General features: G+C 32.9%; 20 protein-coding genes. 3 read left to right on the top strand and 17 right to left on the bottom strand.

Going from position 1 to position 17,750, the window contains the following annotated elements; all coding sequences use genetic code 11:
- Window positions 1–65: 65 nt before the first annotated feature.
- From DZ68_RS0108220 to pheS, 12 genes are read right to left on the bottom strand one after another with little or no spacing between them, the layout of a single operon-like run.
- Window positions 66–1,430 carry a leucyl aminopeptidase gene (locus DZ68_RS0108220; RefSeq protein WP_024791012.1) on the bottom strand — a complete coding sequence of 455 codons (1,365 nt, stop codon included), beginning with the start codon at window positions 1,428–1,430 and terminating at the stop codon, window positions 66–68.
- Complete coding sequence (locus DZ68_RS0108215; protein ID WP_024791011.1) at window positions 1,431–2,066, bottom strand: DedA family protein; 636 nt, start codon at window positions 2,064–2,066, stop codon at window positions 1,431–1,433.
- Window positions 2,066–3,265 carry a tryptophan synthase subunit beta gene (gene trpB / locus DZ68_RS0108210; protein ID WP_024791010.1) on the bottom strand — a complete coding sequence of 400 codons (1,200 nt, stop codon included), beginning with the start codon at window positions 3,263–3,265 and terminating at the stop codon, window positions 2,066–2,068. The genes DZ68_RS0108215 and trpB overlap by 1 nt, the downstream gene beginning before the upstream one ends.
- 12 nt (window positions 3,266–3,277) lie before the next feature.
- A complete protein-coding gene (locus DZ68_RS0108205) occupies window positions 3,278–3,820 on the bottom strand; it encodes an adenine phosphoribosyltransferase (RefSeq protein WP_024791009.1) in 543 nt (180 codons plus the stop codon).
- 9 nt (window positions 3,821–3,829) lie between these two features.
- Window positions 3,830–4,393 (bottom strand): elongation factor P, encoded by a 564-nt coding sequence (gene efp, locus DZ68_RS0108200; protein ID WP_024790226.1) that lies wholly within the window; start codon window positions 4,391–4,393, stop codon window positions 3,830–3,832.
- A 9-nt stretch (window positions 4,394–4,402) separates the two neighbouring features.
- The gene (gene serA, locus DZ68_RS0108195) at window positions 4,403–5,971 is read right to left on the bottom strand and encodes a phosphoglycerate dehydrogenase (protein WP_024791008.1); all 1,569 of its coding nucleotides are present in this window, start codon (window positions 5,969–5,971) and stop codon (window positions 4,403–4,405) included.
- The gene (locus DZ68_RS0108190; RefSeq protein ID WP_024788122.1) at window positions 5,972–6,418 is read right to left on the bottom strand and encodes a hypothetical protein; all 447 of its coding nucleotides are present in this window, start codon (window positions 6,416–6,418) and stop codon (window positions 5,972–5,974) included.
- Complete coding sequence (locus DZ68_RS0108185) at window positions 6,415–7,572, bottom strand: S1 RNA-binding domain-containing protein (protein WP_024791007.1); 1,158 nt, start codon at window positions 7,570–7,572, stop codon at window positions 6,415–6,417. Before DZ68_RS0108185 ends, DZ68_RS0108190 begins: the two co-directional genes overlap by 4 nt.
- The gene (locus DZ68_RS0108180; protein WP_024791006.1) at window positions 7,563–8,399 is read right to left on the bottom strand and encodes a 4-hydroxy-3-methylbut-2-enyl diphosphate reductase; all 837 of its coding nucleotides are present in this window, start codon (window positions 8,397–8,399) and stop codon (window positions 7,563–7,565) included. Before DZ68_RS0108180 ends, DZ68_RS0108185 begins: the two co-directional genes overlap by 10 nt.
- A complete protein-coding gene (gene aroA, locus DZ68_RS0108175; RefSeq protein ID WP_024791005.1) occupies window positions 8,389–9,684 on the bottom strand; it encodes a 3-phosphoshikimate 1-carboxyvinyltransferase in 1,296 nt (431 codons plus the stop codon). Before aroA ends, DZ68_RS0108180 begins: the two co-directional genes overlap by 11 nt.
- Window positions 9,681–11,924: a YtpR family tRNA-binding protein gene (gene ytpR / locus DZ68_RS0108170; protein WP_024791004.1), complete on the bottom strand. Its 2,244-nt coding sequence runs from the start codon at window positions 11,922–11,924 to the stop codon at window positions 9,681–9,683. Before ytpR ends, aroA begins: the two co-directional genes overlap by 4 nt.
- Window positions 11,921–12,904 carry a phenylalanine--tRNA ligase subunit alpha gene (gene pheS / locus DZ68_RS0108165; RefSeq protein ID WP_024791003.1) on the bottom strand — a complete coding sequence of 328 codons (984 nt, stop codon included), beginning with the start codon at window positions 12,902–12,904 and terminating at the stop codon, window positions 11,921–11,923. Before pheS ends, ytpR begins: the two co-directional genes overlap by 4 nt.
- A gap of 52 nt (window positions 12,905–12,956) precedes the next feature.
- On the opposite strand from pheS, the gene DZ68_RS0108160 reads away from it, so the two are divergent.
- The 3 genes from DZ68_RS0108160 (at window position 12,957) to murA (ending at window position 15,482) form a co-directional block, all read left to right on the top strand.
- Window positions 12,957–13,292 (top strand): histidine triad nucleotide-binding protein, encoded by a 336-nt coding sequence (locus DZ68_RS0108160; RefSeq protein WP_024791002.1) that lies wholly within the window; start codon window positions 12,957–12,959, stop codon window positions 13,290–13,292.
- An 86-nt stretch (window positions 13,293–13,378) separates the two neighbouring features.
- Complete coding sequence (nfo, locus tag DZ68_RS0108155; RefSeq protein ID WP_084023939.1) at window positions 13,379–14,224, top strand: deoxyribonuclease IV; 846 nt, start codon at window positions 13,379–13,381, stop codon at window positions 14,222–14,224.
- The gene (murA, locus tag DZ68_RS0108150) at window positions 14,217–15,482 is read left to right on the top strand and encodes a UDP-N-acetylglucosamine 1-carboxyvinyltransferase (protein WP_024791000.1); all 1,266 of its coding nucleotides are present in this window, start codon (window positions 14,217–14,219) and stop codon (window positions 15,480–15,482) included. Before nfo ends, murA begins: the two co-directional genes overlap by 8 nt.
- Window positions 15,483–15,503: 21 nt before the next feature.
- On the opposite strand, the gene DZ68_RS0108145 is transcribed toward murA, so the two are convergent.
- The 5 genes from DZ68_RS0108145 to DZ68_RS11140 all read right to left on the bottom strand — a co-directional run bounded on the left by DZ68_RS0108145 (window position 15,504) and on the right by DZ68_RS11140 (window position 17,750).
- Window positions 15,504–16,310, bottom strand: coding sequence for a shikimate dehydrogenase (locus tag DZ68_RS0108145; RefSeq protein ID WP_236617379.1), 807 nt, complete (start codon window positions 16,308–16,310; stop codon window positions 15,504–15,506).
- A gap of 104 nt (window positions 16,311–16,414) precedes the next feature.
- Complete coding sequence (locus tag DZ68_RS11155) at window positions 16,415–16,639, bottom strand: chemotaxis protein CheX (protein ID WP_024790998.1); 225 nt, start codon at window positions 16,637–16,639, stop codon at window positions 16,415–16,417.
- Window positions 16,629–16,901 carry a hypothetical protein gene (locus DZ68_RS11150; protein WP_236619712.1) on the bottom strand — a complete coding sequence of 91 codons (273 nt, stop codon included), beginning with the start codon at window positions 16,899–16,901 and terminating at the stop codon, window positions 16,629–16,631. Before DZ68_RS11150 ends, DZ68_RS11155 begins: the two co-directional genes overlap by 11 nt.
- Window positions 16,902–16,926: 25 nt before the next feature.
- On the bottom strand, window positions 16,927–17,331 hold the full coding sequence (locus tag DZ68_RS11145; protein ID WP_236619711.1) for a hypothetical protein: 405 nt from the start codon (window positions 17,329–17,331) through the stop codon (window positions 16,927–16,929).
- 26 nt (window positions 17,332–17,357) lie between these two features.
- The gene (locus tag DZ68_RS11140; RefSeq protein ID WP_024790995.1) at window positions 17,358–17,750 is read right to left on the bottom strand and encodes an STAS domain-containing protein; all 393 of its coding nucleotides are present in this window, start codon (window positions 17,748–17,750) and stop codon (window positions 17,358–17,360) included.

Genomic DNA, 17,750 nt, shown 5'->3' with positions numbered 1-17,750 from the left:
CTTAGTTTTTATGAAATTATATCTTATTTTAATTATTTTTTATTTTGGGAAAATAAGAAGGAGAATCAAAGAGATTTTAAGTAGTTTATAAACGTATCAACCCCGAATCCGCTTGCACCGTAAGGATTAAATCCCCACTCTTTTTCTACAAATGCCGGTCCGGCAATATCCAAATGAGTCCATTTGTCTTTATTTTTTACAAACTCACTCAAAAACACTCCAGCAGTAAGCGCACCGCCGTATCTGCTTGAAGCTATATTACAAATATCGGCAATATTGCTCTTTAACAGTTTTGGCAAATATTTATTAAACGGAAGATATGCAAAATGTTCACCGGCCAATTGTGCATTTTTAATAATATTTTCTATTTTTTCTTTATTAAAGCCCATAACACCTGCTGTATATTCTCCAAGGCCTACGACACAAGCTCCTGTAAGAGTTGCAAAATCATAAATTTCATCATATTCTTTAATTTCCTCATCGGCGTAACACAGACAGTCAGCCAAAACAAGTCTTCCCTCGGCATCCGTATTTCTGACTTCAATAGTTTTTGAGTTTTTTGCCTTTAATACATCATCTGGTTTATAAGCATTTCCTCCTATCATATTTTCAGCCGCACCCAAGATGGCATGCACTTCTATATCGAGTTTAAGCTCACTTACAGCTTTTATAATTCCAAGAACTGTAACTGCACCTGATTTATCACTTTTCATAGTTACCATATAATCGGCTGGTTTTAAACTTAACCCCCCGCTGTCATAACATAACCCCTTACCGATTAATACAATTTTTCTTTTAGGATTTTTCGGTTTATATGTTAAATGAATAAGCCTTGGAGGGTTGGAGCTGGCTTTTCCTACGGCATAAAAAGCATGATATCCGTTTTCATATAAATAATTTTCATCATAAATTTTACATTCAAGTTTATTTTCTTTTGCAACATCTTCGGCAATTGCTGCAAGTTTAGGCGGAGTTATTTCATCCGGAACAGAATTAATGACATCTCTTACAAAATTTATTGTATTTGCTCTTATTTTTGCTTCTTTAATTAACTCATCAAAATCTCTTTTCGAATTAATTGCTATTTTTTTAACCGGATGCTTTGCCTTCTCATTTTTATATTTGTCAAATTCATAATCTCCTAACATAAATCCTTCAAAAAAGGAAATTAAAATTTCTTCTTTTTTGGTATTTGGAGGCGTAATTTCCACACTTTCAAATTTATATTTTTTAAGAGATTTAATAATACTTGCCGTTGCAGTTTTTATATTTTCGGCATTGATTTTTTCAATTCCGACATAAATTCTTTTTTTTTCAGCCAAAACCAAAACTTCGCCGTCTTTACCATTAAAGCCATATTCTTCAAATTTTTTTGTTCCGTTTATAATAATTTCTGCTTTAACTTGACCTTTTCCTTTAATAAATTCCATTTAATCCTCCTCTTTTTTATTTAAATACCAAAGAAATGAAAACAATATTATTACAAAAGCTACACCTAAATACCAATGATGTTTCAAGAATTTTAAAATTGCCAAAATCTCCTCGCCGAATATATAACTTGGTATTATTGTAACACTTGCCCAGACAAATGCACTAAATAAATTAACCAAAGCAAATTTCTTTGCATCATAATTCAAAATACCTATTGTCATTGGAATAATCGTTCTCATCCCGTAAATGAATCTTTGTATAAAAACAACCCAGATGCCATATTTCTTAAGAAGCAGTTTTGCTTTTGCAAATTTTTTTCTGTGCTGTGTTAACTCTTTTAAAATCCATTTTCTGTTAAATCTCCCAAGATAAAAATATATCTGGTCTCCGCTGAATCCCCCAAATGTAGCGACAATAATGGCAAGCTCCAGATTCATATCACCCATATGTGATAAAACACCTGCCATAACAAGACCGGTTTCACCTTCAAATATACACCATATAAATAAAATTATATATCCGTATTGTTTAAGAAGATAAATTAAATTCTCTTCACTGAAAAATTCTTTTATGGAATGTAAATCAAAAGCCCAAATAAAGCTTATAAACAGTGTTAAGATTAAAAATTTTTTCATTAAATTTCAAACTTCAAAATTTTTTTTGCACTCATCATATCCTTATCTCCCCTGCCGGAAAGATTGATAATGACTATTTTATCTTTTATATTCTCTAATTTTTTTAAATAAGCTACAGCATGCGAACTTTCAAACGCCGGAATAATTCCCTCTTTTTGACTTAACCATGCAAAAGCATCCAAAGCCTCTTTGTCTGTTATATAATCGTATTTAATTCTTCCGGCTTCATAATGAAATGCATGCTCCGGCCCGATTCCAGGGTAATCAAGGCCGGCTGAAATGGAATAAGCTTCTTTAATCTGTCCTTCCTCATCCTGAAGGAGATAACTCATCTGGCCATGTAAAACTCCGGGTCTTCCGGCGTTTAAACTAGCTCCGTGTTTTCCGCTTTCAATTCCAAGCCCCCCTGCCTCAATTCCAATACACTGGACATTTTTTTCTTCCAAAAAATGCGAAAAAACACCCATGGCGTTGCTTCCTCCCCCAATACATGCTATTACGTAATCGGGAAGGGAGTTTTCCTTTGCCAAAATCTGGGCTTTTGCTTCATATCCTATTATAGCCTGAAAATCCCTAACAAGCATAGGATAAGGATGGGGACCCGCAACAGTTCCTATTACATAAAAGGTATCCCTTGCATTACTTACCCAATACCTTATTGCTTCATTCATAGCATCTTTTAATGTTCTGCTGCCGCTTTTTACAGGATGCACTTTTGCACCCAAAAGCTCCATTCTAAAAACATTGAGTTCCTGTCTTTTTACATCTTTTTCACCCATAAAAACATCACATTCAAGTCCGAAAAGTGCCGCAGCAGTTGCTGTTGCAACACCGTGCTGACCGGCACCCGTTTCTGCAATTACTTTCTTTTTACCCATTTTTTTTGCAAGTAACACCTGACCTATGGTATTGTTTATTTTATGCGCACCTGTATGGTTTAAATCTTCTCTTTTTAAATATATTTTTGCATTAAGCTCTTTACTTAAATTCCCAGCATAATATAAATTTGTGGGACGCCCGATATATTCTTTGTAATAATAATCCATTTCTTTCCAAAAATTTCTATCAAATCTCACACTCTTATAAAAATTTTCCAATTCTTCAAGAACAGGCATTAATGTCTCAGGTACGAATTTTCCTCCGAATTTGTCAAAATGCCCTCCTTTATCAGGATCATATATAGGTTTTGGAATATACATTAATTTCCTTTTTTAATTTTTAACTTTTAAAAGCGAATCCACTTCAACTCCAAGCTCTCTTAATCTTTTTGCCCCATCTAAGAATTCAAGTTCTATTAAAAATGCACAAGCTTCTATTTTCCCCCCGATTTTTTGAATAAGTTTTACAGCCGCTTCAGCGGTTCCGCCTGTTGCGATTAAATCGTCAACAAGTAAAATTTTCGGATTTTGACATTCTCTAAAAGCGTCAATATGAATCTCTATTTCATCAAATCCGTATTCCAATGCATATTTTTCACTGACAGTGGTAAAAGGAAGTTTTCCTTTTTTTCTAAGAGGGACAAAACCTTTTTTAATAGCATAAGCTATTGCCGAACCGAAAATAAAACCTCTGCTCTCAATCCCGCATACAAAATCGACATCTTTATATTTATCTGCAAAGTAATCGATAACCTCGGCAAAAAGTTCCCCGTTATTAAGCAATGTTGTGATATCTTTAAAAATTATTCCTTTTTTGGGATAATCAGGAATATTTCTTACAGATTTTTCTACTTTTTTAGCCAGTTTGTTTTTCATTTTTTTTGCCTATTTTACTTTTTCCAGATAATCACCCGTACGTGTATCGACTCTTATTTTATCACCCTCGAGAATATGGCAAGGAACTGTCACAACAGCCCCTGTTTCGAGTGTTGCGGGTTTTCTGCATGCCCCGCTTCTGTCTTTGTTGCTTACAGGCTGTGTTTCAATTACACTAAGTTCAACACTTCCTGGAAGCTCAACACCTATAACTTTTCCGTTATGAAATAAAATGTCCACCTCCATTCCGTCTAAAAGAAACTGTTTACTTTCTTCAAAAACACTTACATCCACCGGAATCATTTCATAAGTGTTTGTATCCATAAAATAATAAATATCCCCCTCATTATAAGAATATTGATATTTTTTTCTTTCAAGATGGGGTTCATCAGCTTTGTCCCCCGCATGAAATGTTTTTTCTATCACCCTGCCGTCAATTAAATTTTTGAGTTTTGTTCTTACAAACGCCGCACCTTTTCCGGGTTTAACATGATGATATTCAACTATTTTATAAGGTATTCCGTCCAGTTCTATATTTAAATATTTTTTTAAATCATTCATACTGTATGCCATATTTTCTCCTTAAATTTCTGCAAAAGCCACACTTAAAGCGGCTTTTAAGTTTCTAAGTTCATTTAACACATCCTCATTAACATGATTATCTACAATAATAACAGCCATTGCCTGAGATTTTTTATTTCTTCCCAGTCTGAAATCGGCAATGTTTATTTTATTTTTCGCAAGAGTCTTTCCAACTTCACCTATTACTCCGGGTACGTCGGTATTTTTAAAGAATATCATTTTACCTTTAGGTTCAAATTCCAAATCAAACCCTTTAAATTCAACAATTCTCGGATATTTGTCAAGCATTGTGCCGCTTATGGAATATTCCCCGTCATCAGTAATTATTTTTATATTGATAAAATTTTTATAAGTGGGGTTTTTAATTTCTTGTGTTTTTAATTCAATTCCTTTTTCTTTGGCCAAAAATTCAGCATTTACATAATTTACGCTGTCTGTGATGTTTTTAAGAAGCCCCACTACTGTAAATGTTAAAACAGATTTTTCTTCTTTGGCGATATCCCCGCTTAAATTTACTTTTACTTTTTTGATTGATTTTTTAATTATCTGAGAAAGGATATATCCCATTTTTTGGGAGAGTTCAAGATATTTAATAATCCATTCTGGTGTATTTGCCGTATTAATAGGAAGATTAAGGGCATTAGGATAACTGCTGCCCCTGAAGGCTTCTATAATGGCTTCAGCGGCCTGGGTTGCGATTCTTCTCTGTGATTCTACGGTATTTGCCCCTATATGAGGTGTAACAGATGTGTTTTCTAGCTCAAAAAACGGATGGTTTGTAGGCGGTTCTTTTTCAAAAACATCTATTCCAAGCCATCTTATTTTACCTGATTTCAATCCTTCGTAAACATCTTTTTCATTATATAAACCCCCTCTGGCACAATTGATTAATACCACCCCGTCTTTCATTTTTTCAATTTCTTTTTTTGTAATCATATTTATTGTTTCAGCTGTTTTAGGAGTATGGATTGTAATAAAATCACATTTTAATATTTCCTCAAAATCGGTTGTATAATTACAACCTAAATCTGTTGCTTTGCTTGGATCGATATAAGGGTCATATGTAATTACTTCCATTTCAAGTGCTTTTGCCCTGATACCTACCCTGCTTCCTATATTTCCAAAACCTATAATTCCGAGTTTTTTACCTGCAAGTTCAATTCCTAACCATTTTTCCCTGTTCCAAACATGCTCTTTTTTCAAGTTCCATACAGCATTTGTAAAACTTCTTGCCCCTGCAAATAAATGAGCCATTGTAAGTTCAACTGCTGCCAATGTGTTTGCCATAGGGACATTCATAACAATAATACCTCTTTTAGAACAGCTTTTGATATCAACATTATCAACCCCGACCCCCGCTCTTACAATTGCTTTTAATTTTTTAGCTGATGTAAGAAATTTTTCATTTACAGGCGTTGGACTTCTCGTAATTACACCCTCAGCATCTTCAATTACATTTAAAAGTTCATCTTTCGGTGTTTTACTTGCATCAACGAGTTCAATATCTTTTGCTTTTTTTAGTATTTCAAATCCGGCTTCGTGAATTGGATCGCAAATTACTACTTTCATTTAAATCCTTTTTATTATTTTTTGTAATTTTATCGGAAAATTATAATTTTTAAATAAATTCAATATATTTTCAGCTTCTTTTAAATTTTTAAAAATTACATAAACTGAAACATTTTTTTGTTTAATCATTGAATAAGGAACTTTTTTGGTTTTCAAAATTTCCAAAACATTAAAAAGCGAAAACCTGTCTGTACCTTTTATTATTATTTTATATAAAATAACTGTTTTTATTTTTTTAAAATCAATTTTTTCATATAAAACCCTTGCGGGAAGGGCATTATATTCAAAATTAGAAATTTCAGGAAATTTTTCAGGTTTACTTGTCTTAATTTCAACTTTTTTTTCTTCATATTTTTGCCAAATAAAATTTGGTTTTGAAATTTTAACATAAGTTAATACAAGCAAAGAAAAAATTAAAACGCTTAGCAAAGAAATTATTATTTTCATTCAGCAAGCTTAATTTTATCTCCGTTAAGTTCTATAATTTTACCTTGGAATTCATCTCCCACATTATATTCATTTTTCATATCTTCTTTTCTAACCAGTGCTTCAACATCTCCTAAATCTACAAAACTTCCAAAATCAGTAATATGTTTGACTTTTCCTTTTACATTATCTCCAATTTGATAATTTTTTGCAAATTCTTCATAAGGATTTGAAAGAACATCTTTTCTTGAAACAATCACTTTATTATTTTCCGGCTCTATTGTAATTACTTTTACTTCTATTTCATCGCCGATATTTAACACATCGCTTGCTTTTTCGCCTTTTTTAAAACTTACAAATTTATTTGGTAGAAGAACACTTATTCCGTCTATTTCAACAAAAGCACCTACATTTATAAATTTTGTAACAACACCTTTTAATATGTCGCCTTTTTTATATTTTTTTGAGAATTCTTCGGCAGGTTTATCCAAAAGGTTTTTTCTGCTGACTCTCAGTTTTTCTTCATCAGTATTAATTTCTACTATTTCAACATCTATTTCCTGCCCCAGAGTTAAATCATTCATACCGTCCCAGTTAATTTCACTTATATGCAAAAATCCCTCAGCCCCGTTTCCCAAATCAACAAAAGCGCCGTAATCTGTAATATGTGAAACACTAACTTTTACAACATCGCCTTTATTTAAATCTTTAATTTCTTCCCAAGGGTTAGGCAGGGCTTTTTTAATGGAAAATATTCTTCTTACAGGGTCAACAAGCATTACTTCAACATCATCTCCGACACTAATATATTTCTTATGGTCTATTTTTTTATAAAAAATTTCATCTTTTGGAACAAAACCGCTGATTCCGTCTATATCTATTACAAGACCGGAATTTTTAACTTTTGTAACATTTGCAGATATTATTTTGTCTTTTAAGCTCTCTAATTTTTCTTTTATTTCATTTAAATATGCTTTTCTATCAACTACAACAGAATTTTCTTTAAATTCTTTTACCTTTGCTTTTACCTTTTTACCGATTACACTTTCATCTTCTTTAAGACCGCTTAGGCTTTTTGGCAAAAATATTTCAGTATCGTCTATATGGGAAATAAATCCGCCTTTTATTATTTTTTCCACATTAAATTCAACTACATCACCGATATTCAATTCCATGTTACTTCCTTTATTTTTGAGATTATTTTTTCTACCAGCCATTCCGGAGTCGAGGCACCGGCACTGATTCCGCAAAGCTTTTTTCCTTTAAACCACTCGGGGTTTATTTCTTTTTCATTTTCTATTAAATGGCTCTGGGCATACTCTTTTGCAATATTATATAACTGTTTTGTATTAGAAGAGTTTTTACCACCTATAATTATCATTATATCCGCATCTTTTGCAAGAGCCCTTACAGCATCCTGATTTTCAAATGTTGCATTACAGATGGTGTTGAACACCCTGACTTCTTTATAATTTTTTATTAAATAATCAGTAATTTTTAAATAATCCTGAATTTTTCTTGTAGTTTGTGCAACCGTCGCTATATGCTCTTTAAGTTTTATTTTTTTAAGTTCATCAATATCCAGCACAACAAAAACCCTATCATGAACGCTGTAACTCATAACACCTTTTATTTCAGGATGATTGATATCCCCGAAAATTACTATATCATATCCAAGTCTGCTCATCTCCTCCACAATTTCCTGGGGTTTTTTAACAAAAGGGCATGTGGCGTCAATTATTTCTACTTTTTTTTCTTTAAGCTTTTGTAAATCTTTTTTCGGAATACCGTGGGTTCTCACAATCACCCTTTTTATGTTTTTATCTATTTTATCTATAGAATCAACATAATTTACATTATAATTTTTAGCAAGCCTTTTTATTTCAAGTGGATTATGGATAAGCGGACCGAGTGTTACGGCATTTTTAGAATTTTCGGCAATTTCAACCGCTCTTTTTACACCAAAACAAAATCCGTAACTTTTGGCTTTTTTAATCAGCATTTTCCACCCTGAACTTAGCTATTTTATTAAACAGATTAAAAAAATTAGGAAAAGATGTGTTTATACAATCAATATCAATAATTTTAACAGGACACAAAAGTCCCAAAATTGCAAAGCTCATGGCAATTCTGTGGTCTCCGAACGAATTTACGGTTCCGCTTTTTGGAAAAGAACCCATTATTTTATACCCGTCTTCAGATTCTTCTGCCTCTATTCCTAAATTTTTAAGATTTTTTACAACCGCTTTGATTCTGTCCGTTTCTTTAACCCTGAGCTCTTTTGCATTTTTTACCTCACTCTCACCCTCGGCAACTGCCATAACAATACTTAGTGCAGGAAGCTCATCTATCAGCCATGGTATATTATTGCTAACTTCTACCGCTTTTAAATTATCGCCTTCGACTATAATATCCCCAATGGGCTCGTATTTATTCTCTTTTAAAATATATTCTATATTTGCTCCCATTTTTTTAAGAATTTCATAAGCCTCAGTTCTCGTAGGATTAAGTGTAACATTTTTAATAACTGCTCTTGATTTGGTTATAGCGGCGGCTACGGCAAAGAAAAAAGCGCTGCTCGGGTCATTTGGAACTTCAATGTCAAGAGGTTCTAACTTGCTTTCAAGCGGATTGATTTCAATTTTCAATTTTCCATTTTCCATTGTAGAATTTATATCTGCTCCCATACCTTTTAGCATTCTTTCCGTATGGTCCCTGCTTAAAAACGGCTCCCTGTAAACAGATTTGCCGTTTGCATTGAGTCCGGCCAAAATAAGAGCGGATTTAACCTGGGCGGAAGCTATTTTACTTTCATATACAAAATTTTTGAGTTTATCGCCTCTTACGGCCAAAGGAGCCAAATTACCACCCTCTCTTCCGTCTATTTTTGCGCCGATACTTCTTAAAGGATTGGCTACCCTCGCCATAGGACGGCGTCTTAGGTATTTATCTCCTGTTAATACAAAAAAACCGTTGATTCCGGCTAAAAGCCCCATATATATTCTTATACTGGTTCCCGAATTTCCACAGTATAAAACATCGTCGGCTTCTTTTATCCCTTTTGGGGCACTTATAAGTATTTCATTATTATCATCTTTTATTTCGGCCCCGAGGGCTTTTGCGATAGAGAGCGAATTTAAAGTATCTTCGGCCCTTAAAAAATTTTTTATTTTGCTTGTTCCTTTTGTAAGCAAAGAAAAAATAGCACATCTGTGAGAAATTGATTTATCAGCATCTACAATAAATTCTTCATTAAATCTTTTACCTGCAACCACTTCTAAATTCATCTTAAGCTAAAACCTTTTTCTTCCAATTTTTTTATTATTTTTTGCATTATATCATTTATTTCATTGTCTGTTAAGGTTTTTTCACCCTGAATAACAAATCTGATAGTAAGTGAGTTACTTTTTCCTAAATCATAAATATCTATAGGATAAAAATCTATTAATTCTTTTATATTCAAATTATCTATTAATTCAAATATCTGTTTGTATGTAATATTTTTATCTGTAACAATGGAAAGGTCTCTGTTTACTTTTGGAAATTTATTGATAATTTTCGCCTCTTTTTTTGGTCTTTTCAATTTATTCAAATCAATTTCCGCAAAAACTGTATCTTCAATATCAAATTCTTTTTGTACTTTTGGATGCAACTTTGCCACTACTCCAATTTCTTTCCCGTCTTTTATGATTTTTGCATTTTGATAGGGATGGGCTAACGGATGAGAATCATTTTGCATTAATTCAAATTCCCCTATTACAGAAGAGAGTTTCTCAATCATATCTTTAAATTCAACTTTTTTTGGTTTTCCCTGATTGGTTATGTTTTCAAATTCTGCATTCGAGCTGATAACATAGGCTGCTTTTGTTAATTCGACTCTGTTTTTATTATAAACGCTTCCTATTGTAAATAAATATATTGATTTATATCCGTTTGCCCTGTTTCTTTTAATATCATCCAAAAGCTGTAAAAGCAGAGTGCTGCGCAGTGTTGAAAGTTCATTTACAATAGGGTTGGCCAAATCAAGCTTTTCATCAACAACTTCAAAACCGTATTTTTTTAATCTCTCTTTATCATCAAACACAAAATGAATCGCTTCATAAAATCCGAGAGAAACAGATTTTAATTTTAATTCGTTTATAAAATCAATTTTGTTTATAATATCGTTTATTCTGTTTTTTTCTTCAAAATTTAAAGGTGAAGATTTTATTTCATCTATTCCGTATATTCTTAAAACCTCCTCGGAAACATCCTGAATATTTTTTACATCCGCCCTGAATTCTGGAATTTTTACCCTGAATGTCTCATCTCCTATTATTTCAATGACAAACCCAAGCTTTTTTAAAATTTCGACAATTTTTTCTTCCTCTATATTCTGACCGATAATTTCGCAAATTTCTTTACTTGAGACATTTAAAACAAGGGGTTTTTTCTCCGTTATAAAATCTATTTCAGATGAATATACTTTTAAATTACTCTCTTTTATAAAATAATCCATACCGATTTTTAAATCAGGCTCACTGCCCCTGCTCGCTTTAAAAAAATATTCATCGGTTGTGAGTTTATTAACAAATACAATTTCGCTTACATATTCAGGGTCTATATAGTTGGCGTCAATAATAAATTGAGAGGGATTTTCAAGTTTTATATCGTTTTTAATTCCAACCTGATATTTTCCGCTTTGGGTTTTTAATTCGTCAACACCGTTATTTTCTTCAAAACTGCTCTTAACGTCCGATGCAACCAAAAGCACCCCTGTGGCGTGCATTGAATATTTTATAAGTTCATCCAAATCATTTTTTGCTTCTATTTCGCACAAACTCAGTCTGTATTTAATTTTAAGATTACTTTTAACACTTCCCTGAAAAGCTTTGATTAAATGTGAAGAATGCTTAATATCTGTTTTTTCAAGTTTTACAATTCTTCCTATACCTTCGGGTATTTCTTCATATGTAAATTCTTCGGAAATTATATTTTTGTTAAATGCGGCTGCCAGTTCTCTTGCAATTCCGTATATAGAAAAACAGTCTCCCCTGTTGGCGGTAATTCCGAGTTCTATTATTTCATCGTTTAGATAATTTCCGGCATATTCGCCTTTTTTGAGTTCCCCTAACGAATTGTCCAAAACCAGTATTCCTTCATGAAAATCAGGAAGACCAAGCTCCCTTGCCGCACAAATCATTCCGTTTGATTCAATTCCTCTAAGTTTTGCTTTTTTTATTTTAATTTCAGGCAGAGATGCCCCGACTTTTGAAACAACAACAAACTGACCAGCAGCCACATTTTTTGCACCGCATACAATCTGAAGTATTTCTTCCCCTACATCAACTTTACATACATTTAATTTATCTGCGTTGGGATGTTTAACGCAATCAATTACTTCCCCTATTACCACATTTTCAGGAATCTCTATTTTTTTATAACCTTCTACTTCATTTCCTATTCTGTTAAGTGTGGTTATAATATCTTCGGTTGATATACCGTCTAAATTTATAAATTCTTCCAGCCATTTTCTTGTTAGTTTCATTTAAACTGCTCCATAAGTCTTATATCTCCTTCATACATACTTCTTAAATCATTTATCCTGTTTATAAGCATTGCAAATCTTTCAACACCCAGTCCGAATGCATATCCGCTTACATCTTCATACCCCACGGCTTTAAATACATTCGAATCAACCACTCCGCATCCCAAAACTTCAAGCCATCCGGTATGCGAACATACCCTGCATCCTTCGCCTTTGCAAAAAATACAGCTTATATCCACTTCTGCACTCGGTTCCGTAAAAGGAAAAAAAGAGGGTCTAAATCTGACTTTTACATCTCCGAACATATGTATTAAAAAACTTTCAAGTATAAATTTTAAATTTGCAAAACTAACTTTTCCTTTTTTATCCACCACAAGCCCTTCTACCTGATGAAACATGGGAGTGTGTGTCAAATCGTAATCCCTTCTGAAAACGGCTCCCGGACTTATTGCTCTGATAGGAGGTTTTTGAGAAAGCATTGTTCTGATTTGTACAGGGGAAGTGTGAGTCCTGAGCAGTTTTCCGTCGTTAAAATAAAAAGTGTCCTGCATATCGCGGGCGGGATGGTATTTAGGAAGATTTAACGCCTCAAAATTATGAAATTCATCTTCTATCAAAGGACCGGTTTCAACGGAAAAATTCATTCTTGTAAAAAAATTAATAATTTTATTCATTGTATCCGTAATCGGGTGAATCGCCCCTGTGGTTTTTGGAGAATACAAACTTACATCTATTTTTTCAAGTTTCATTTTTTCTTCAAGCAGTTTAACTTCTAGTTCCACTTTTTTATTTTGAATCAAATTTATGGTTTTTTCTTTTAATTCGTTAAGTTCTTTTGCTACTTTTTTTCTTTCTTCTTCGTTTAAATTTTTCAGTTTTTTAAATTCCTGTGTAATAAGACCATTTTTACCTAAATATTTAACTCTTAATTTTTCAAGTTCATCCAAATTAAGAGTGTTTTTAATTTCGCTTAAATCCACTAAAGCTCCTTAAAATTTTTGGATATAATACCAAAAAAAAAGGAGGCTTTCAATGGATTGTATATTTTGTAAAATAGTTAAAGGTGAAATTCCAAGCAAAAAAGTAACGGAAAATGATAAATTTTTGGCTTTTTATGACATTAATCCGATAGCACCCGTTCATGTTTTAATAATTCCGAAAGAGCATTTTGAAAAATTCGATTCAACCCCTGACGAAATTTTTCCTCAAATGGCAGAATTTATAAAAGAAGTTGCCAAAACACTAAACCTGAGCGATTACAGATTAATAACAAACAACGGTAGAAACGCAGGACAGGAAGTTTTTCATCTCCATGTTCATATGGTTGCAAACCCGGATGGAAAACTCAAATGGCCAAAACTGGCATAATTAGTGAAAAAAGTGAGCAGTGAGTTGTGAGTTGTAAGTAGCCAAGTTCCAAGTAGCCAAGTAAGTTTTAAAATAAAGGAGATATTTTGAAGTATGTTGGAGCCCATGTAAGTGCGGCGGGAGGTGTTGAAAACGCCGTATTAAATGCAAAAAAAATAGGTGCTGACGGTTTTGCACTGTTTACAAAAAACCAGAGACAGTGGTTTGCGAAGCCTCTAAGTGAAGAAAATATAGCTAAATTCAAAGAATATATGCAAGAGCATGGTTTTAGTGCGGATGCAGTTTTACCGCATGACAGTTATTTAATAAATTTAGGGCATCCGGAAGTTGAAAAAAGGGAAAAATCTCTAAAAAGCTTTATAGATGAGGCTAAACGGGTTGAAAGTTTGGGATTGAAATATCTTAATTTTCATCCTGGAAGCCATCTGAAAAAAATAAGCGAAAATGAGTGTCTTGATTTAATAAGTGAAAGTTTAAACAAAGCCATAAAAGAGACTGAGAGCTCTGTTTTTGTAATAGAAACAACAGCGGGGCAAGGTAGTAATCTTGGATATAAATTTGAACATTTGGGATATATTATAAATAAAATTACCGATAAAGAAAGAATAGGAGTGTGTATCGATACGGCACATATTTTTGCAGCCGGTTATGATATAAGAACAAAAGAGACATATGAAAAAACTATGAAAAAATTTGATGAAACTGTCGGTTTTAAATATCTTAAGGGTATGCATATAAATGATTCAAAGGCAAAATTTGCAAGCCGTGTAGACAGACACCATTCTTTGGGAAAAGGCGAAATAGGACTTGATGCATTTAAATTTATTATGCGTGATAAACGGATTGACAATATTCCTCTGGTTCTGGAAACAATTGAACCTGAAATTTGGGAAGAAGAAATAAAACTGCTTAAAAGTTTCGAAAATGTATAAATATTTACATATTTTTGAGTCTCCAAAACTTTCCGGAAGTGTTGAAATAAGCGGCGCCAAAAACGCGGCATTACCGATTATTGCTTCTACGATACTTGCCAAAAATGAAGTAAACCTGTCAAATGTCCCGGAAGTTGCCGATGTAAAAACACTCCTTAAACTTTTTGGATATTTAGGCGCAGGTTATAATTTTAAAAACAACACTTTAACAATAAACACATCTACAATAAACAACACTACCGCAGTTTATGAAATTGTAAAAACAATGAGAGCGTCAATCCTGGTTTTAGGCCCTTTGCTTGCAAGGTTTGGCGAGGCGAAAGTTTCTCTTCCCGGAGGCTGTGCCATAGGGGCAAGGCCTGTGGATTTGCATTTAAAGGCGCTGGAACTTATGGGAGCTGATATCACAATAGAAGGCGGGTATATTCATGCAAAAGGCAGACTAAAAGGTGCAACAATAATATTTGACAAAATAACAGTCACCGGCAGCGAAAATATAATAATGGCGGCGGCACTTGCAAAAGGGAGAAGCAAAATAATAAATATCGCAAAAGAACCGGAAGTTAATCAATTATGCCGGATTTTAGAAAATGCCGGTGTTAAAATAGAAAGAAAAAATGACGAAATAGTAATTGAAGGCACCGATGGTGAACTTTTAAATTTTCCTAAAATTAGCATAATTCCCGACAGAATAGAAGCGGGGACGTATTTAACCGCAGGTGCAATTACAAATTCCAACATACTTTTAAAGAATGTGATACCAGAGCATATTGAGAGTGTAATAGTCAAACTTTCCCAAATGGGATTTCCTATTGAAGTGAGAGAAAATGAAATAGAAATATTTCCGGCAAAAAAAATAAACCCTGTAGACATAACAACTTCCGAATATCCGGGATTTCCTACAGATATGCAGGCACAGCTTATGGCTGTCGCCACTCAGGCCGAAGGTGTCTCTTCTATAGAAGAGAGACTTTTTGAGAACAGATTTATGCATGTGCCTGAACTAAACAGACTCGGGGCAAACATACAAATACAAGGAAAAATTGCAACTATTAAAGGGCCTACCCGGTTAATAGGTGCTGATGTAATGGCAACAGATCTCAGAGCCAGTTCAGCCTTAGTGTTGGCCGGACTTATTGCAAAAAACGAAACAAAAGTGCACAGGATTTATCATCTTTTCAGGGGATATGAAAAATTAATAGATAAATTTAAAAAACTTTCAGCCGTAATGGAGCTAAAAAGTGAAGAAAGACCTTAAAATTTTTTTAATTTTTATCAATTATTTAAGTATTTCAAAATAAATTTTTGCAACCTCTTTTCTATTTAATTTTCTTCCCAAAAAATATTCCATTGCAAGAACTCCCTGGAAAACCAGCATATCAATACCGCTTTTGGTAATCAGATTATATTTTTGGGCAAGCTTCAAAAAAGGCGTTACTTTTCCGTAAATTACATCCACGGCATATTTTGCATTTAAAAAAAGTTTTTCAATAATCTGAGCTGGAGCCGGCAGAATATTTTCTTTAAGTCCCGCACTTGTTGTATTAATTATTAAATCGTAATCAAAATTTTTAAAATTTTTCCAAGTGAAAGTAACTTTGCCTTTTTTTTGAAAAAACTCAAGCCTGTTTTCACTCCTGTTTAAAATGTGTGCATCAGGCAGAACATAACTTAAAGCCCTGGCTGTTCCTCCGGCACCTATTATTAAAACTTTTTTAAACTTAAAATCTTTAACTACTTCCAAAAATCCTTCGGCGTCCGTATTGTATCCGACAATTTTTCCTTCTTCTTCCACAAGCGTATTTACCGCTCCGATTTCTTTTGCAATCCCCCTTACCTCATCAGCCAGATTATATGCCCATTCTTTATGCGGCACAGTGACATTTGCGCCTTTTATTTTAAGTTCTTTAAATTTTTTAACAATCTCTTCTCCGTCAGTCAATAAAAATCTTGTATAACAGGCATTGATTTTTTCTTTTTTAAAAAAACAATTGTGCATTAAAGGAGATTTTGAGTGTTCAACTGGATTTCCAAAAATTAAAAACATTAATTTCCCATTTTCCATTGTCCATTTTCCATTGTCCATTATTATCCTTCACTATTCACTACCCCGCCGCTTTTCAAGCGGCCGGGCAGGCTCACAACTCACAAATCACAACTCACTACTCACTACTCACAACTCACTACTAATTACCTTGTCAGGTAAATATAAAATTCCTCTTTTTCAAAATAAAATTTAATTTTTAAAGCTTTTTTCTTCTCAACCAAAACCTTTAATTTTTCCAAATCTTCAAAAACTTTCGGAAGGGTCAAATCAATTTCTATATCTTTTTTTTGAAATTCGCTTTTTACGTTTCCCACTATAATATTTGCAAACTCCCCCACCATGTCTATTAAATCTTCTTTATTTGTCAATTCTTCGCCGATTAGAATTTTTACTCAGCTCTTCTGCAAAAATCAGTATCATTAATCCGTCTACATCCCCGTAAAAACCTATCGAACTCGATACATAGTTTTTATTTGTGTCTATTTCTATTTCCGTATATTCCGGTTTTTCTTTTTTTGCTTCTATTCCTGTTAAAAGTTCAATTGTTTCTATTGTAGATTTTACAAAATAAGGCAAAAGTTCAACAAGTTCTTTTGTAATTTTTCTTTGGGTTTTATAAACAATTTGCATATTGGCCTTGGCCTCTTTTAAAACATCACTTTGTAAAAGTTTTCTCATCTGCAAAAAATACAAATCCCACAATTTCCAAATCTTCAAGAAGTTTAGGCTGCACACCTTTGGTATCAAGCCCGATTATTGTAAGAAGTGCTCCGTATTCAGCGGCTTCAACACCTAATTTCGAAAGAAATCTGACAGCATGAATATTAAGACCTTTTACATTATTCATATCAAAAACAAATATTCTAAACCCGGTAAGTAAAGAACGTCTGAAATATTCAATATCAAACATATTTATTATATCGGCATCCAAAAAACCGTCAAAAAAGAAATATACAATATCGTTTTTTGTCACGGCACTTATTGTATTTGCAAACTTAGAAACGATACTGTTTTTTATTATAAGCGCATTTTGAGTATTTATATTCTTTTCATTATCCACTACGACAGGCACATAACCTTTTTTTGTTAAAAATTATTAAATTTCATGCAACAGATGTAAATATCTTTTGTAATTATTTCTTCCGATGTAAAAAGTTTTTCAACTTCTTCATTTTCATAAATATTGAAATATCTGTTTTCAATTCTAAGGGAAATATCCACTATTTGTTTATTGGCAGAAAATATTGCGCATTCTATATTATTCTTATAAAGTCTTTCAAATATATCATTTAAAAAACGCATGCCGGAAATATTAACACTGATAATTTTACCAAAATCAATGCTGACATATTTAATTTTTCTGTTTATAAAATTATTGATATCCTGGGGTGTTATTATAAAAGAGGCGTTTTGAGAATCCAAAAACCCCTGAGGCCTAATTAAAACCTTTTTACCTGTATAAGATTTTAATACCCCCAT

Origin of the sequence: Lebetimonas sp. JS085 (assembly GCF_000523295.1) — a bacterium.
Taxonomy (GTDB): Bacteria; Campylobacterota; Campylobacteria; order Campylobacterales; family Nautiliaceae; genus Lebetimonas.
Note: the sequence above shows the minus strand (reverse complement) of the source record. Positions and strands in the feature narration are given on the sequence as shown.

What these genes read in the sequence shown, in the direction of transcription:
- murA (WP_024791000.1), top strand. Translation starts at nt 14,217, where the DNA reads ATGTATAAATATTTACATATTTTTGAGTCTCCAAAACTTTCCGGAAGT.
- DZ68_RS11140 (WP_024790995.1), bottom strand. Translation starts at nt 17,750, where the DNA reads ATGGGGGTATTAAAATCTTATACAGGTAAAAAGGTTTTAATTAGGCCT.
- efp (WP_024790226.1), bottom strand. Translation starts at nt 4,393, where the DNA reads ATGGCATACAGTATGAATGATTTAAAAAAATATTTAAATATAGAACTG.
- DZ68_RS0108205 (WP_024791009.1), bottom strand. Translation starts at nt 3,820, where the DNA reads ATGAAAAACAAACTGGCTAAAAAAGTAGAAAAATCTGTAAGAAATATT.
- DZ68_RS0108215 (WP_024791011.1), bottom strand. Translation starts at nt 2,066, where the DNA reads ATGAAAAAATTTTTAATCTTAACACTGTTTATAAGCTTTATTTGGGCT.
- DZ68_RS0108180 (WP_024791006.1), bottom strand. Translation starts at nt 8,399, where the DNA reads ATGCTGATTAAAAAAGCCAAAAGTTACGGATTTTGTTTTGGTGTAAAA.
- DZ68_RS0108185 (WP_024791007.1), bottom strand. Translation starts at nt 7,572, where the DNA reads ATGGAATTGAATATCGGTGATGTAGTTGAATTTAATGTGGAAAAAATA.
- serA (WP_024791008.1), bottom strand. Translation starts at nt 5,971, where the DNA reads ATGAAAGTAGTAATTTGCGATCCAATTCACGAAGCCGGATTTGAAATA.
- trpB (WP_024791010.1), bottom strand. Translation starts at nt 3,265, where the DNA reads ATGTATATTCCAAAACCTATATATGATCCTGATAAAGGAGGGCATTTT.
- DZ68_RS0108190 (WP_024788122.1), bottom strand. Translation starts at nt 6,418, where the DNA reads ATGAAAATAATAATTTCTTTGCTAAGCGTTTTAATTTTTTCTTTGCTT.
- ytpR (WP_024791004.1), bottom strand. Translation starts at nt 11,924, where the DNA reads ATGAAACTAACAAGAAAATGGCTGGAAGAATTTATAAATTTAGACGGT.
- DZ68_RS0108160 (WP_024791002.1), top strand. Translation starts at nt 12,957, where the DNA reads ATGGATTGTATATTTTGTAAAATAGTTAAAGGTGAAATTCCAAGCAAA.
- DZ68_RS0108145 (WP_236617379.1), bottom strand. Translation starts at nt 16,310, where the DNA reads ATGGACAATGGAAAATGGACAATGGAAAATGGGAAATTAATGTTTTTA.
- DZ68_RS11150 (WP_236619712.1), bottom strand. Translation starts at nt 16,901, where the DNA reads ATGCAAATTGTTTATAAAACCCAAAGAAAAATTACAAAAGAACTTGTT.
- DZ68_RS0108220 (WP_024791012.1), bottom strand. Translation starts at nt 1,430, where the DNA reads ATGGAATTTATTAAAGGAAAAGGTCAAGTTAAAGCAGAAATTATTATA.
- aroA (WP_024791005.1), bottom strand. Translation starts at nt 9,684, where the DNA reads ATGAATTTAGAAGTGGTTGCAGGTAAAAGATTTAATGAAGAATTTATT.